Genomic DNA, 15,125 nt, shown 5'->3' with positions numbered 1-15,125 from the left:
GTCGGCAACGGCTCGCGCGAACGCCCCGAAAGGCGCACGCGCGAGCCGTGTGCGGGACTCAGCGGTTGCCGAACTTCGCGGGCCGCTTCTCGACGAAGGCGGCCATGCCTTCCTTCTGATCCTCGATGGCGAACAGCGAGTGGAAGACACGGCGCTCGAAGCGCAGCCCCTCGGCGAGGGTGGTCTCGAAGGAGCGGTTCACCGACTCCTTGGCGATCATGGCGACCGGCAGCGACATCGCGGCGATGGTCTCGGCCACCTCGAGCGCGGTGTCGAGCAGCTCGGCGGCGGGCACGATGCGCGAAACCAGTCCGGCGCGCTCGGCTTCCTCGACGTCCATGTTGCGGCCGGTCAGCACCAGGTCCATGGCCTTGGCCTTGCCGATCGCCCTGGTCAGGCGCTGCGAGCCGCCGATGCCGGGGATGACGCCCAGCTTGATCTCCGGCTGCCCGAACTTGGCCGTGTCGGCGGCGATCAGGATGTCGCAGATCATCGCCAGCTCACAGCCGCCGCCGAGCGCGTAGCCCGCGACCGCCGCGATGGTGGGCTTGCGGAAGTTCGCCAGCCGGTCCCAGCGCGCGAAGAAATCGTCCATGAACATGTCCATGTACGACTTGGGCTGCATCTCCTTGATATCGGCGCCCGCCGCGAAGGCCCGATCCGAGCCGGTGATGACGACCGCGCCGATCGCGTCGTCGCGCTCGAGCTCGTCCAGCGCGGCGATCACGTCATCGAGGACCTGCGCGTTCAGCGCGTTGAGCGCCTTCGGACGGTTCAGTGTGATCCAGCCGACCCGGCCCTTGCGCTCCAGCAGAATCGTCTCGAAGTCTGGCCCTCCCGCCACCCGGCCGCCACCCCTCACTGAATCGCTTCGCGATGCATCCATCTTCAGGCACCCTCTTGATCGGAACGGTTACGGATATCGGTGACGATAGCCGAGAAGTCCTTGCCCGCCTCCGTCTGGTTGAACCGGGTGTAGATCTCCGCGGCGAGCGCGCCGAGTTGCCCGTCGATGCCGTTGGCGCGCAAGGCGTTCGCGGCGAGACCGAGGTCCTTGGTCATCAGCGCGGTGGCGAATCCCGGCTGGTAGTCGTTGTTCGCCGGGCTGGTCGGCACCGGGCCGGGAACCGGACAGTAGTTGGTCAGCGCCCAGCTCTGGCCCGACGCGGTGGAGACCACGTCGAAGAACGACTGATGGCTCAGGCCCAGCTTCTCGCCGAGCACCAGAGCCTCCGACAGACCGACCATCGAGATGCCGAGCAGCATGTTGTTGCAGATCTTGGCGGCCTGGCCGACGCCCGCGCCGCCGCAGTGCACGACCTTGCCGCCCATTACCTCGAGCACCGGAAGCGCGTCGGCGAAATCGGCCGCCACACCGCCGACCATGAAGGTCAGGGTGCCCGCGGCCGCGCCCGCGACACCACCCGAGACCGGTGCGTCCAAGGCGCGGTGCCCGGCCGCGACGGTCCGCGCGGCCGCTTCCTTGGCGTCGGCGACGTCGATGGTGGAGCAGTCGATGAACAGGGTGCCCGGCTTCGCGGCGGGCAGCAGGTCGGCGTAGACGTCGAGCACCAGCTTGCCGTTGGGGAGCATGGTGATCACGACGTCACGCTCGGCGACCGCCGCGACGGCCGTGTCCACGACGGTCGCGCCGTCCTTGCGCGCCTGCTCCTGCGCCGCGGGCACCGGGTCGAAGGCGAGCACGTCGTAACCCGCCTCGACCAGGTTGGCCGCCATCGGCGCGCCCATGTGGCCGAGGCCGAGGAAACCGATCTTTTTCGTCACTGCCGCACCTCCGGTGTCGCCAAACCCAGTTCCTTGTCGCCCAATTCGGCGAAGTACGCCGCCACCTGCGCGTCGGTGACCTCGGCGAGGGTCGCCGGTCGCCACTGCGGGTTGCGGTCCTTGTCGATCACCTGCGCGCGGATGCCCTCGACCAGATCGTGCGAGACCAGCGAGGCGATGGAGACGCGATACTCCTCGTTCAGCACCGCCTCCAGGCTCGGCAGGTCGCGGGCCGCGCGCAGCGAACGCAGCGTGACCTTCAGCGCGACAGGCGATTTGGCGAGCAGATCGGAGGCCGCCTTGGTCGCCTCCGGCGCCTCGGCCGCCTGCAACCGCGCCACGATCTCCTCGACGGTGTCGGCGCCGTAGCAGGCGTCGATCCAGTCCCGCTGCGCGAGCAACTCGGATTCCGGTGCGTCCGTGGCGAACTTCGCGATCGCCACCTCCGCGGTCTCGGAACGCAGTGTCTCCAGCAGGGCCGGGATGTGCTCCGAGGGCACGTAGTAGTCGGCGAAACCTGCCGCGATGGCATCGCCCGCGCTCATCCGCGCGGTGGTCAGCGCGACGTGCGTGCCGATCTCACCGGGCGCGCGCGAGAGCAGGTAGGTACCGCCGACATCGGGGATGAAGCCGATGCCGACCTCCGGCATGCCGACCTTGGACCGCTCGGTGACGATGCGGTGGCTGCCGTGGCCGGAAAGGCCGACACCGCCGCCCATCACGATGCCGTCCATGATCACCACGTACGGTTTCGAGTAGCGGCCGATCAGCGCGTTGAGGATGTACTCGTCCCGCCAGAACACGCCGGTCGCCGAATCCGCGCTCGCGGTACCGGACGTCGCGGGGCGATCGTTCAGCACACGCGCGTCGGCGTGAATCGCGACGATGTCGCCGCCCGCGCAGAGGCCCCGCTCCCCCGCGCCGGTGACCACGACGGTGCGCACCTCGTCGTCGTCGGCCCAGGCGCGCAGTGCGTCGGTGATGGCCAGCGCCATGGGGTGATTCAGCGCGTTGATGGCCTTGGGCCGGTTCAGCGTGATCAGCCCGAGGCCGTCGCGCTTGTCGATCAGTACTTCAGATTCCGTCATGGTGCTCCTCAGTTGAACGGTGCGCCCTCCCCGGATGGGTAGGTTCACGTCGATCGGGCGAGCGAAGCGACCCCGATCGCGGACCAACGCCTGGCGCGGGCGACGAAAGCCGAGCGTCAGCGAGGTGTCGTCGCGCGCGCCCCGTCATGCTGCTCCTATGACCGAGCGGGCTACGACCACCCGCATGATCTCGTTGGTGCCCTCGAGGATCTGGTGGACGCGCAGATCCCGGACGATCTTCTCCAGGCCGTATTCGTGCAGATACCCGTAGCCGCCGTGCAGCTGGAGCGCCTTGTTGGCCACCCCGAAGCCGACGTCGGTCGCGAATCGCTTGGCCATGGCGCACAATTCGACCTTGTCGGGCGCGTCGGCGTCGAGCGCGGCGGCCGCACGCCACAGCAGCGTCCGCGCGGCCTCCAGTTCGGTGCGCATATCGGCGAGTTCGAATTGCAGCGCCTGGTTCTTCAGCAGCGGCTTGCCGAAAGCGTTGCGGTCGGCGAGGTACGGAACCGACTTGTCCAGCGCCGCCTGCGCGCCGCCCACCGAGCACGCGGCGATGTTCAGCCGCCCGCCGTTGAGGCCGTTCATGGCGATGCGGAACCCGTCGCCCTCCGCGCCGAGGCGGTTGGCGACCGGGACGCGGACGTCCTCCAGCACGACCTGCCTGGTCGGCTGCGCGTTCCAGCCCATCTTCCGCTCGTTCGGCCCTACCGAGAGGCCCGGAGTGTCGGCGGGCACGATCAGCGTCGAAATGCCGCGCGCCCCTTCGTCGCTCGTGCGCACCATCATGACGTACACGTCGTTGGCGCCCGCGCCGGAGATGAACTGTTTGGCGCCGTTGAGGATGTAGTCCTCGCCGTCGCGAACGGCCTTGGTGCTCAACGCCGCCGCGTCGGAGCCGACGGCGGGCTCGGTGAGCGCGTAGCTGCCGAGCAACTCCATCGAAGTCAGGCCGGGCAGCCAGCGGTTGCGCTGGTCGTCGTCGCCGTAGGCATCGATCATCCAGGCAGCCATGTTGTGGATGGAGATGTAGGCCGCCACCGCGGGACACCCGGTGGCCAGCTGCTCGAAGATGCGCACGGCATCGAGCCTGCGCAGCCCCGAGCCGCCCACGTCCTCGCGGACGTAGATGCCGCCGAGGCCGAGCGGGCCGGCCTTGCGCAGCACGTCCACCGGAAAGTGTTTCTGCTCATCCCATTCCAGCGCGTTGGGCGCGAGGAACTCGTCGGCGAACTGGCGCGCGGTCTCGCCGATCGCGCGCTCGTCCTCGTTCAGAATGAACATCCGGTTCAGTCCATCGTCGGGATGACGAACGCGTTGGACTCCTTCAGACCGGAAGGCCAGCGCTGGGTCACCGTCTTTGTCTTCGTGTAGAAGCGGATCGAATCCGGGCCGTGCTGGTTCAGATCGCCGAAGCCGGACCGCTTCCAGCCGCCGAAGGTGTAGTACGCGATCGGCACCGGGATCGGCACGTTGATGCCGACCATGCCGACCTCCACCCGGGACGCGAAATCGCGGGCGGTGTCGCCGTCGCGGGTGAAAATGGCCACGCCGTTACCGTATTCGTGCTCGTTGGCCAGGCGCAGACCCTCCTCGTAGTCCTTGGCGCGCACGACGCTGACCACCGGGCCGAAGATCTCCTCTTTGTAGATGCGCATGTCGGCGGTGACCTTGTCGAACAGCGTCGCGCCGACGAAGTAGCCGTCCTCGCTGCCTTCGACGGTCAGGCCGCGACCGTCCACGACCAGCTCGGCCCCCTCATCGATGCCGATCTGGACGTAGTTGTTCACCCGGTCCACACCGTCCTTGCCGACCAGCGGGCCGAAATCGGCGCCCGGGTCGTCGGAGCGGCCGATGTTGAGCTTGTGCACCCGCTCGGTCAGCTTGGCCACCAGACGATCGGCGGTCTCCTCGCCGACCGGCACGGCCACCGAGATGGCCATGCAGCGCTCGCCCGCGGAACCGTAGCCCGCGCCGATCAGCTGGTCGGCGACATCGTCGAGATCGGCGTCCGGCATCACGATGGCGTGGTTCTTCGCGCCGCCGAAGCACTGGGCGCGCTTGCCGTTCGCGGTCGCCGTCTCGTAGATGTACTGGGCGATCGGGGTGGAGCCGACGAAGCCGACGGCCTTGATCCGGGGATCGTGCAGGATCGTGTCCACGGCCTCCTTGTCGCCGTTGACCACGTTGAACACGCCGGCGGGCAGTCCCGCCTCCAAGAACAGCTCGGCCAGCCGCAGCGGGACCGAGGGGTCGCGCTCGGACGGCTTGAGCACGAAGGCGTTACCGCAGGCCAGCGCGGGACCGGCCTTCCACAGCGGGATCATGGCCGGGAAGTTGAACGGGGTGATGCCCGCGACGACGCCGAGCGGCTGACGCATCGAGTAGACGTCGATGCCGGTGCCCGCGCTCTCGGTGTATTCGCCCTTGAGCAGGTGCGGGATGCCGGTGGCGAACTCGACGACCTCGAGCCCGCGCTGAATGTCGCCCTTGGCGTCGGCGATGGTCTTGCCGTGCTCGGCGGAGAGCAGCGCGGCCAGGCTGTCCATCTCGTCCTGCACCAGGGTCAGGAACTTCATCAGCACCCTGGCCCGCTTCTGCGGGTTGAACGCCGCCCACACCGGCTGGGCCGCCGCGGCGTTCGCGATGGCCGCCGCTACCTCGGACTTGCTCGCCAACGGCACGCGCGCCTGCACCTGGCCGATGTTCGGGTCGAAGACATCGCCGAAGTTGCCCGAGGCGCCTGCGACGTGTTGCCCGCCGATGAAGTGAGTGAGTTCGCGAACCATGCCAGTCCTTGTCTGTCGTCGTCGACGCGCGGTGGCGCGATCTGCGGTCATCCTATAGTTGGATGTCCAAGTATTTACATGACAGGACACGAATGTGATTCATCCCACCGGTTCGAGGGTCAATCGGACCCGCGCGGCGACCGCGCCATGACGATCGCACCCGTCGTCAGCAGCACGGCGCCCACGATCAGAACGAGACCGGCCGCGCCCAACCCCTCGGTCCACTCCGACACCGCCTCGGCGATGGCGATCGCGACCGCCCCCGCACCGCCGATCACCAGCACCGGCGAACGGTGCGTCGCGTACAACGCGAAGCAGGCGATCGCGACGAGCACGGTGAGCCCGGCCGACACGCCGCGCCCCTCGAAGTCGACCCACTGCGCGCCGAGCAGCGCGAGGGCGATCGCGATCGCGTATCCCGCCCAGAACTCGACGAACGCACCCGCGCGCGTCAGCCCGAACCAGACCATCCCGAGCGCGAAAAAGCCTAGGCCGACCCAGAGTTCGTCCAATTCCAACAGTGTGCCGAGCACGCCGCCGACGACGGGCACCGCGAAACCCGCGCACGCGAGCATGCCGACCACCGAGGGCAGCGCCACATAGCCGAGCACCGCCGCGACCAGACCCGCGCATACCGCGAGCACCCATGCCTCGTCGGATCCCGAATCGTCGATGCCCGCCCCGACCGCACCGGCGAGCGCGGCCGCCGCGAGCGCGAACAACACCGCGGCCAGGCGCGTCCGCGCGGTCGGCATCGGCGAACGGAACAGCGACGCGCGTCCGGCCAGCGCGATGCCGCCCAGCGCGAGCCCGATCGCGACGGCCGCCAGGATCGCCACCCGGCTCGCCTGCGCGAGATCGCCCCACGACGCCTCGAGGAACAGCACCAGCCCGCCGAGCAGCAGTCCCGCACCGGCGTACGCCGCGACCTCGGCGACCAGCTTGCCCGGCGACGGCCGCGCCGCGGCCTCCTCGGCGGCCACCTCGGCCGCCACCGCATCCCGTTGCGCCTCGGTCAGCACACCCTCGTCGACCAGCCGGCGCAGTGCCGTCCCCACCCGATGCCCATGAGCCATCGGTCCAGTATCACCGCGACATCCGGCGGAGGCCACGGCGTGGCGGCTCGCGATTATCTGGCGATGTGATCGCCGTCACCGTAGAATTACTTTGACGTCCTAGTATCGGGCGCCATAAGGACTCGCCGGAGGACTCCCGTGGCCGACAGCAGCGCGCTCCACACTCCCGCCCATCCCGTCCGTTTCGTGACGTCGGCGGCCCTGTTCGACGGGCACGACGCCGCGATCAACATCATGCGCCGGATCTTGCAGTCCCAGGGCGCGGAGGTGATCCACCTCGGGCACAACCGCGCCGTGCACGAGGTGGTCGCGGCCGCGATCGAGGAGGACGTGCACGGCGTCGCGGTCAGCTCGTACCAGGGCGGCCACATCGAATACTTCGAATACCTCGCGGCCGCGCTGAAAGAGGCGGGAGCGGGCCACATCCGGATCTTCGGCGGTGGCGGCGGGGTGATCGTGGCCGAGGAGATCGAGCGACTGGCAGACGTCGGCGTGCGGATCTTCTCCCCCGAGGACGGCCAGCGGCTCGGATTGCCCGGCATGATCAACGAATTGGTGCGCGCCTGCGATGACGACCTCGCCGAGGAGTTCCCCGCGACCGAGGCCGTGCTCGCGGGCGAACGGCCCGCGCTGGCCCGCGCCATCACCTGCCTGCAACAGGACACCCTGCCCGCCGCCGACCGCGAGGCGCTGCTCGCCGCGGCGAACGCGCGCGCCGTGCCGGTGCTGGGCATCACCGGCACCGGAGGCTCCGGAAAGTCCTCGCTGACAGACGAATTGGTGCGACGACTGCGCTCCGATCAACAAGACAAGCTCCGCGTCGCGATCCTCGCGGTCGACCCGACCCGCCGCCGCGGCGGCGGCGCGCTGCTCGGCGACCGGATCAGAATGAACGCGCTCGACGGCGCGCACGTGTTCTTCCGTTCGCTGGCCACCCGGGGCAATCACGAACTGCCGCGCAACATCGACACCATCATCGCGGCGTGCAAGGCCGCCGGGTACGACCTGGTCGTCCTGGAGACGCCGGGTATCGGCCAGGGCGACACCGCCATCGTCGACCACGTCGACGTGTCGATGTACGTCATGACGCCGGAGTTCGGCGCGGCCTCCCAACTCGAGAAGATCGACATGCTCGACTACGCGGATGTGGTGGCCGTCAACAAGTTCGAGCGCCGCGGCGCCGCCGACGCGGTGCGCGACGTGTCGCGTCAGCTGCTGCGCAACCGCGAGGCCTTCGGCGCCCGCCCGGAGGACATGCCCGTCTTCGGCACCAGCGCGGCGACTTTCAACGACGACGGCGTGACCGCGCTCTACCAGCACCTGACCGGCCTGCTCGGCGAGCACGGCCTGCGGCTGGAGCCCGGGACGCTGCCGCGGGTCGACACCAAGGTCTCCACTCGTTTCGCACAGATCATCCCACCCGCCCGGGTGCGCTACCTGGCCGAGATCGCCGAAGCGGTGCGCGGCTACCACGCCGAGACCGCCCGGCAGGTCGCCGCGGCGCAGCGCGTCCAGCGGTGCGAGCAGGTGCTCGCCGAGCTGCCCGAGGACGCGGCGGTCGCCGAGCTGCTGACCGCCGCACGCACCGAACTCACCGGCGACAATGCCGCGCTGCTGGCCGAATGGCCCTCGATCGCGGAGAGTTACCGCGGCGACGAACAGGTGGTGCGGGTGCGCGACCGCGAGATACACACGCCGCTGCGCCGGGAGTCGTTGTCGGGCAGCAGCATCGCGCGCGTCGCGCTCCCCCGCTACACCGATCACGGTGAGCTGCTGCGCTTTCTGCGCGCGGAGAACCTGCCGGGCCGCTTTCCGTTCACGGCGGGGGTGTTCCCGTTCAAGCGGGACAACGAGGATCCCGCGCGGATGTTCGCGGGCGAGGGCGATCCGTTCCGCACCAACCGGCGCTTCAAGGTGCTCTCCGCGCACGCCGACGCGACAAGGCTGTCGACCGCCTTCGATTCGGTGACGCTCTACGGGCGCGATCCCGACGAACGGCCGGACATCTACGGCAAGGTCGGCACCTCGGGCGTCTCGATCGCCTCGCTCGACGACATGAAGGCGCTCTACGACGGTTTCGACCTGACCTCGCCGACCACGTCGGTCTCCATGACGATCAACGGCCCAGCCCCGACCATCCTGGCCTACTTCCTCAACGCCGCCATCGACCAAGCGATGCAACGCTTCTCGGACGCCGAGGGACGCGAACCGTCCGAGGACGAAGCCGCCGACATCCGGGCGAGGACGCTGGCCACCGTGCGTGGGACCGTGCAGGCCGACATCCTCAAGGAGGACCAAGGCCAGAACACCTGCATCTTCTCCACCGAGTTCAGCCTGCGCATGATGGCCGACATCCAGGAATGGTTCGTGCGCAACAAGGTTCGCAACTTCTACTCGGTGTCGATCTCGGGGTATCACATCGCCGAGGCGGGCGCGAACCCGATCAGCCAGCTCGCCTTCACCCTCGCCAACGGATTCACCTACGTGGAGGCCTATCTGGCGCGCGGCATGGACATCGACGACTTCGCACCCAATCTGTCGTTCTTCTTCTCCAATGGCATGGACCCGGAGTACTCGGTGATCGGCCGGGTCGCGCGGCGCATCTGGGCGATCGCCCTGCGCGACCGGTACGGCGCCAACGAACGCTCGCAGAAGCTGAAGTACCACATCCAGACCTCGGGCCGTTCGCTGCACGCCCAGGAGATGAACTTCAACGACATCCGCACCACGCTGCAAGCGCTGATCGCCGTCTACGACAACTGCAACAGCCTGCACACCAACGCCTACGACGAGGCGGTGACCACGCCGACGGAAGAATCGGTGCGCCGCGCGCTGGCCATCCAGCTGATCATCAACCGCGAGTGGGGCATGGCGATGAACGAGAACCCCCTCCAGGGCAGCTTCCTCGTCGACGAACTCACCGATCTGGTCGAGGAGGCGGTGCTCGTCGAGTTCGAGCGGATCAGCGAACGCGGCGGCGTGCTCGGCGCCATGGAAACCGGCTACCAGCGCGGCAAGATCCAGGACGAATCCATGCTCTACGAGCGGCGCAAGCACGACGGCTCGCTGCCGATCGTCGGGGTCAACACATTCCGCAATCCGAACGCCGAGCAACACCGGGTGCTCGAGCTGGCACGCGCCACCGAGGCGGAGAAGAAGTCCCAGCTCGACCGCGTGCGCGAGTTCCAGCAACGCCATCGCGACGCGGCGCACGCGGTGCTGGCCCGGCTGGACGCGGTGGCACGCACCGACGAGAACATCTTCGCGGTGCTGATGGACGCCGCGCGGGTCTGCACGCTGGAGCAGATCACCGACGCCTTCTTCACGGTCGGCGGACAGTACCGGCGCAACGTGTGAGGCTCGGGGCCGGCGAAGCTCGTCGTTGGCCCGCGCACGGCCACCGCCGTGTGACAATCGCCGGGTAATCCGCCACGACAGGAGGGACACGATGGACCTCGCGGGCCTACACGTGATCGACGCGCACATCCACCAGTGGGATCCGCTGACCACGCCGCGCGATTTCAGCAACCTCGCCCGGCTGTTCAAATACCTGCCGGTGCCGATCGATCTCGCCACCCGGCTCGCCCCGCGCCGCGACCGTGAATTCGTCGGCGACCCAACGGCATACGTGCATCCCTATCTGCCCGCGGACTACCGGTCCGACGCGACGGGCGTCCCTGTCGAGTCGATCGTGCACATCGAGGTCGAGTGGACCGGGTCCGGCCCGACCGCCAAGGCCGACGAGACCCGCTGGGTTGCCAGCCTGCCGTTCGGCGTCGACACACCGCGGCTCGGCGCCGTCATCGGCTCGGCCGATCCGGCCGCCGACGGCTTCGCGGCCCTGCTCGACGCGCACCGGACGGCGTCGCCGCTGTTCCGCGGCATCCGCACGATGGTCGCGCACCACCCCGACACCGGCATCAGGTCCTTCGCGGGCAGCGCGGGCGCGCTCACCGCGAGCCGTTTCCTGGACGGGTTCGCCGAACTCGCCGAGCGCGGGCTCTCCTTCGAGGCCTGGGTGTACTCGCACCAGCTGCCGGAGGTGACCGCGCTGGCCGAGCGCTATCCCGAGGTCACCATCGTGCTGAACCACCTCGCCACGCCCGCGGGTCTGTACGGCAAGGTCGGCAAGTACACCGGCGCGAATCCGGGCGAGCGCAGGAAACTGTTCCTGAGCTGGCGCGACGACCTGAGCGCGCTGGGCGCCCTGCCCAATGTGGTCGCCAAGGTCAGCGGACTGATGATGCCCATACTCGGGCATCCGGTGCCCGCGCGCGGGAGTTCGACGCCGGTGCCCGAGCTGGTGGAGCGGATCGGTCCGCTGGTCACGCACGCGATGGACGTCTTCGGGCCCGAGCGGCTGCTGTGGGGGTCGAACTTCCCGGTGGACAAACCGATCACGAGCATCGCCGACAGCGCGCAGGTGGTCGCCGACGCCGTGACCGCCCACGGTGGCGGACCCGTCGACCTGGCCCAGATCTTCCGCGGCACCGCCGAGCGGGTCTACCGCGTCGAGGCGCCGGAGTAGCTCCGCCGAGTCGCGGCCCGTTGACAAAGGCGCGGGGCGCGCGCCTAATGAGGTGGCAGGTGCGGACAGTGATGTCGCCCGACATCACATGCGTCCGCGCAGCCGGACTCATGGAGCGAGCGGTGCGATGAACGAGACGACCATCGACCACGAAGTGATCATCGTCGGGGCCGGGTTCTCCGGCATCGGCGCGGCGATCAAGCTGCGCGCGGCCGGTTTCGAGGACTTCCTCATCGTCGACGACGCGGACGGCGCGGGCGGCACCTGGCACTGGAACACCTATCCCGGTGTGGCCGTGGATATTCCGTCGTTCAGTTATCAGTTCTCCTTCGATCAGCGGGCGGACTGGTCGCGGGTCTACGCACCCGGCCACGAACTCAAGGCCTACGCCGAATCGTGCGTGGACAAGTACGGACTACGCCCACGCATCCGTTTTCGCACCACGATCACCGACGCGGAATTCGACGAACAGCGCCACCTGTGGCGGCTGCGCACCGGCTCCGGCGACGAGTTGCGCGCCCGCTTCGTGATCAGCGCGACCGGCGTGCTGACCCGGCCGAAGCTGCCGGACATCCCCGGCGTCGGCGATTTCGGCGGCGCGACCATGCACACCTCGCGCTGGGATCACCGGGAAAGCCTGCGCGCCAAGCGAGTCGCGATCATCGGAACCGGCGCCTCCGCGGTGCAGGTGATCCCGGAGATCGCCCCCGAGGTAGCCCATCTCGTCGTCTTCCAGCGCACCCCGATCTGGTGCCTGCCGCGGCCCGATCTCCCGCTGCCCGCCCCGGTGCGCCTGGCCCTGCGGCTGCCCGGCGGGCGATCACTGACCAGATTGATCAGCCAGGCCTACGTGGAGCTGACCTTCCCCATCGCGGCCCACTACTACCGGTCGCTGCCGACCGCCGCGGTGGGCGAGCGCGCCGGGCTCGCCCACCTGCGCCGCCAGGTGCACGACCCGGTGATACGCGAAAAGCTCACGCCCCGTTACGCGCTGGGCTGCAAGCGCCCCAGTTTCTCCAACGATTATCTGACCGCCTTCAATCGCGACAACGTGGTGCTGGAGACCGACCCGATTCGCGAGATCACCGCCACCGGCGTGCGGACCGACGCCACGGAGCACACCGCGGACGTGCTGATCCTGGCTACCGGCTTCAAGGTGATGGAATCGGGCAACATGCCGACCTACGATCTGCGCGGCGTCGGCGGCCGGGATCTCGAGAAGTGGTGGGACGAGCACCGATTGCAGGCCTACGAGGGCGTCAGCGTGCCCGGCTTCCCGAACTTCTTCTCGGTGATCGGCCCGTACGGCTACAACGGCTCGTCGTATTTCGCGCTGATCGAGAACCAGGTCCGCCACATCCTGCGCTGCCTGCGGCACGCCCGCGCGACCGATTCGACCCTGGTCGAGGTCACCGAGGAAGCCAACGATCGCTACTTCCGGGAGATGCTGGCCCGGCGGGGCGGCCAGGTGTTCTGGCAGGAATCCTGCGCCGTGTCCAACAGCTACTACTTCGACAAGCACGGCGATGTGCCGCTGCGGCCTTCCACCACCGTGGAGGCAACGTGGCGCAGCGGTCATTTCGATCTGGCCGACTACCGGTTCGCCGCGGCGTCCTGAGCGCGGCGGGCGCTCCTCAGCGGGTGGTCGCGGCGGCAATCTGCCGGGTCAGGGTCTCGCGGGCGGTGACGAGGGAAGGGCCGTACCAGGTGAGGCTGCGGCCCTCCACCAGCGCGCAGGGAATGCCCGGAAATGCCTCAGGCCCATCGGTTTCGGTGAAGACGTACGGCTCGTCGGGCAGAATCGCCAGCTCGACGCCGCGGGTCAGTTCGGCCTCGTCCACGCGGGGGTAGCGCTCCGGGCGGTCCGCGTGCACGAGGCGCAGCCCGAGCCTGCGCGCGAGGTCGCCGGTGAAGGTATCGCGGCCGACTACCATCCACGGCTTGCGCCAGATCGGGATGACCGTCGCCCGCTCGGGCTCCGGAGGCGCTGCGGCCCAAACGTTTTCGGCGGCATGCAACCAGGGCGGCGCGGGTACGCCGATGGCCTCGACGAACAGCCTGGCGAGCGAGGGGAACGCGGCGTCCAGCGTCTCGATTCTGGAGACCCACACCGGGATACCCGCCGCGCGCAGGCGTTCCACGTCCGCGCGGCGGTTCTCCTCACGATTGCACAGCACCAGATCGGGAGCCAGTTCGACGATCCGGCGCAGGTTCGGGTTCTTGGTGCCGCGCACCCGTTCGACGGACAGGTCGGCCGGGTGGGTGCACCACTGCGTCGCCGCGACGAGCAAATCGGGACAGGTGGCCGCGACCGATTCGGTGAGCGAAGGCACCAGCGACACCACGCGCCGCACCGGGCGGACGATCGACACCTCGGCGCCCAGGTCGTCGCGCAGCGAGATATGCCGGGGCGGAACGACGTTCACGACAGAATCCGGTCACACAGGACGCGCAGCCGCTCGGGCGGCACCTCGGGCAGCGTGTTGCCCGCGCCGAGTACCAGCAGGTAGAGAATCTGCGCCGTCTGCTCGGCAGCGGGCTCCGGATAGCCGATCTCGTCGAGCAGTTGGCGCAGGAACGCCAGCCGGGCGGCATCGACGCGCTGCTTGGCCGCGGCGGCGACCGGGTCGTCCAGCGCCCACGCCCGGACCGCCACTTCCAGGCGGGCCGGTTCCCCATCGGCGAGAACCAGGTCGATCAGCAGGTCGAGCCTGCCGCGCGGGTCCAGGCGCTCGGCCGCCTGCACTTCGCGGATGTAGCGCAGCGTCTGCACCTCCTCGAAGTGCGCGAGCAGCGCCTTCTTGTAGCCCGGCATGCCCGAGAAGTGGTGGTAGAAGGACCCGGTGCTCAGCCCGGTCGACGCGACCAGTTTGTCGATGGTCAGCGCCGTCGGCCCCGCCGTGCCGAGAATCGACAGCCCGGATGCCAGCCATGAGGTCTTGCCCGCCACGAAGACCACCCTATAACATAATTTTTGTTCTGTTCCTGGGATGCTCACCTCCGGAGGTCGCGATGACCGCTATGACAGCCACCGCCCAGCCCCGCAGCTCCACCGCCCGATGGCCGATCCGCGTCCACTACGCGGGCGCCGTGTTCCTCGGCCTGATCGGCTTCGGCCACGAGCTCGCCCTGCACATCTTCAACGGGGCCGATGTCGCCGGTGAGGAAGTGATCAACGAGCTGTCCAGGAACACCACGACGGCGTTGTTCGAGGGCGGCAGGGAAGTGACGGTGTTCGGGCTCAACACCGGTTACAGCGTGGGCATGGGGCTGTTCGGCTTTCTCTTTCCGCTGCTCGCGGTGGTGGCCGTCCGGGCGGCGCCGGGGCTGATCGCGCGCTGGTCGCTGTTCAACTGGATCTGCGTGGCGGCGGCGGGCGGCACGTTCTGGATCTCCTGCCTGTACTTCCCCGAACTCGTCGTCGCGTTCGGCGGGCTCTCGACACTCTGCTACGCGGCCGTGCTGGTGGCCGGGCCGCGCCCATCGACGGAATAGACGAAAAGCGCAGGTCAGCGACCCTTCACGGGACGGACCGTCGGCGGAACGGCAGGGCAGCGCAGGTTCGGCACAAGGGCAGTGAGCGGACAGCAATCGGGCGTTACCTCGCCAACTCCGACGGAGCAGACTGGGAAGTGGCACCCGGCGCCGAGACACACCGGCCCCAGCGCACCGGACGGGATCCGCCCGACGAAGTCCGGAGACGCGGGCCCAGCCTCGATGCCGGGTGCTGGCTTTCGTCGGCACGAATATGCCGCGGCGGGCTCGGCCCCGCGGCCAGGCCCTGTGTCGAAGTCCGGCCGGATGCCTCCGTGGCTCGGATCGTCACCTGGCAAGGCGGAGGAGGAGCCGATATCGGGGT

General features: G+C 68.9%; 12 protein-coding genes. 4 read left to right on the top strand and 8 right to left on the bottom strand.

The window, feature by feature from the left end; translation table 11 throughout:
* Window positions 1-58: 58 nt before the first annotated feature.
* The 6 genes from ACRWNM_RS34005 to ACRWNM_RS33980 all read right to left on the bottom strand — a co-directional run bounded on the left by ACRWNM_RS34005 (window position 59) and on the right by ACRWNM_RS33980 (window position 6,738).
* The gene (locus tag ACRWNM_RS34005; protein WP_431972269.1) at window positions 59-844 is read right to left on the bottom strand and encodes an enoyl-CoA hydratase; all 786 of its coding nucleotides are present in this window, start codon (window positions 842-844) and stop codon (window positions 59-61) included.
* A 44-nt stretch (window positions 845-888) separates the two neighbouring features.
* On the bottom strand, window positions 889-1,785 hold the full coding sequence (mmsB, locus tag ACRWNM_RS34000; protein WP_431972268.1) for a 3-hydroxyisobutyrate dehydrogenase: 897 nt from the start codon (window positions 1,783-1,785) through the stop codon (window positions 889-891).
* A complete protein-coding gene (locus tag ACRWNM_RS33995; RefSeq protein ID WP_431972267.1) occupies window positions 1,782-2,873 on the bottom strand; it encodes an enoyl-CoA hydratase/isomerase family protein in 1,092 nt (363 codons plus the stop codon). Before ACRWNM_RS33995 ends, mmsB begins: the two co-directional genes overlap by 4 nt.
* Window positions 2,874-3,017: 144 nt before the next feature.
* Window positions 3,018-4,157: an acyl-CoA dehydrogenase family protein gene (locus ACRWNM_RS33990; RefSeq protein WP_431972266.1), complete on the bottom strand. Its 1,140-nt coding sequence runs from the start codon at window positions 4,155-4,157 to the stop codon at window positions 3,018-3,020.
* Between the two features lie 5 nt (window positions 4,158-4,162).
* Window positions 4,163-5,662, bottom strand: a complete 1,500-nt coding sequence (locus tag ACRWNM_RS33985; protein WP_431972265.1) for a CoA-acylating methylmalonate-semialdehyde dehydrogenase — start codon at window positions 5,660-5,662, stop codon at window positions 4,163-4,165.
* Between the two features lie 119 nt (window positions 5,663-5,781).
* On the bottom strand, window positions 5,782-6,738 hold the full coding sequence (locus ACRWNM_RS33980; protein ID WP_431972264.1) for a DUF2157 domain-containing protein: 957 nt from the start codon (window positions 6,736-6,738) through the stop codon (window positions 5,782-5,784).
* Between the two features lie 138 nt (window positions 6,739-6,876).
* On the opposite strand from ACRWNM_RS33980, the gene icmF reads away from it, so the two are divergent.
* The 3 genes from icmF to ACRWNM_RS33965 all read left to right on the top strand — a co-directional run bounded on the left by icmF (window position 6,877) and on the right by ACRWNM_RS33965 (window position 12,884).
* The gene (gene icmF / locus ACRWNM_RS33975; RefSeq protein ID WP_431972263.1) at window positions 6,877-10,095 is read left to right on the top strand and encodes a fused isobutyryl-CoA mutase/GTPase IcmF; all 3,219 of its coding nucleotides are present in this window, start codon (window positions 6,877-6,879) and stop codon (window positions 10,093-10,095) included.
* 91 nt (window positions 10,096-10,186) lie between these two features.
* A complete protein-coding gene (locus ACRWNM_RS33970) occupies window positions 10,187-11,266 on the top strand; it encodes an amidohydrolase family protein (protein ID WP_431972262.1) in 1,080 nt (359 codons plus the stop codon).
* A 127-nt stretch (window positions 11,267-11,393) separates the two neighbouring features.
* On the top strand, window positions 11,394-12,884 hold the full coding sequence (locus ACRWNM_RS33965; protein WP_431972261.1) for a flavin-containing monooxygenase: 1,491 nt from the start codon (window positions 11,394-11,396) through the stop codon (window positions 12,882-12,884).
* A gap of 16 nt (window positions 12,885-12,900) precedes the next feature.
* On the opposite strand, the gene ACRWNM_RS33960 is transcribed toward ACRWNM_RS33965, so the two are convergent.
* Both ACRWNM_RS33960 and ACRWNM_RS33955 read right to left on the bottom strand, forming a co-directional pair.
* Entirely contained in the window at window positions 12,901-13,692 is a 792-nt protein-coding gene (locus tag ACRWNM_RS33960) for a helical backbone metal receptor (RefSeq protein ID WP_431972260.1), read from the bottom strand.
* Window positions 13,689-14,216, bottom strand: a complete 528-nt coding sequence (locus ACRWNM_RS33955) for a TetR/AcrR family transcriptional regulator (protein ID WP_431972259.1) — start codon at window positions 14,214-14,216, stop codon at window positions 13,689-13,691. Before ACRWNM_RS33955 ends, ACRWNM_RS33960 begins: the two co-directional genes overlap by 4 nt.
* A gap of 62 nt (window positions 14,217-14,278) precedes the next feature.
* Between ACRWNM_RS33955 and ACRWNM_RS33950 the strand changes: the two genes are divergently transcribed.
* A complete protein-coding gene (locus ACRWNM_RS33950; protein ID WP_431972258.1) occupies window positions 14,279-14,761 on the top strand; it encodes an LIC_13387 family protein in 483 nt (160 codons plus the stop codon).
* Window positions 14,762-15,125 lie beyond the last annotated feature (364 nt).

The organism is Nocardia sp. bgisy134 (assembly GCF_965341865.1).
GTDB lineage: Bacteria > Actinomycetota > Actinomycetes > Mycobacteriales > Mycobacteriaceae > Nocardia.
The sequence above is the reverse complement of the archived record's forward strand: the minus strand, read 5'-3'. Positions and strand labels throughout refer to the sequence as shown.

Bases quoted from the DNA above. Each gene is read 5' to 3' on its own strand.
- ACRWNM_RS33995 (WP_431972267.1), bottom strand. From the start codon at position 2,873: ATGACGGAATCTGAAGTACTGATCGACAAGCGCGACGGCCTCGGGCTG.
- ACRWNM_RS33990 (WP_431972266.1), bottom strand. From the start codon at position 4,157: ATGTTCATTCTGAACGAGGACGAGCGCGCGATCGGCGAGACCGCGCGC.
- ACRWNM_RS33985 (WP_431972265.1), bottom strand. From the start codon at position 5,662: ATGGTTCGCGAACTCACTCACTTCATCGGCGGGCAACACGTCGCAGGC.
- ACRWNM_RS33980 (WP_431972264.1), bottom strand. From the start codon at position 6,738: ATGGCTCATGGGCATCGGGTGGGGACGGCACTGCGCCGGCTGGTCGAC.
- ACRWNM_RS33970 (WP_431972262.1), top strand. From the start codon at position 10,187: ATGGACCTCGCGGGCCTACACGTGATCGACGCGCACATCCACCAGTGG.
- ACRWNM_RS33965 (WP_431972261.1), top strand. From the start codon at position 11,394: ATGAACGAGACGACCATCGACCACGAAGTGATCATCGTCGGGGCCGGG.
- ACRWNM_RS33950 (WP_431972258.1), top strand. From the start codon at position 14,279: ATGACCGCTATGACAGCCACCGCCCAGCCCCGCAGCTCCACCGCCCGA.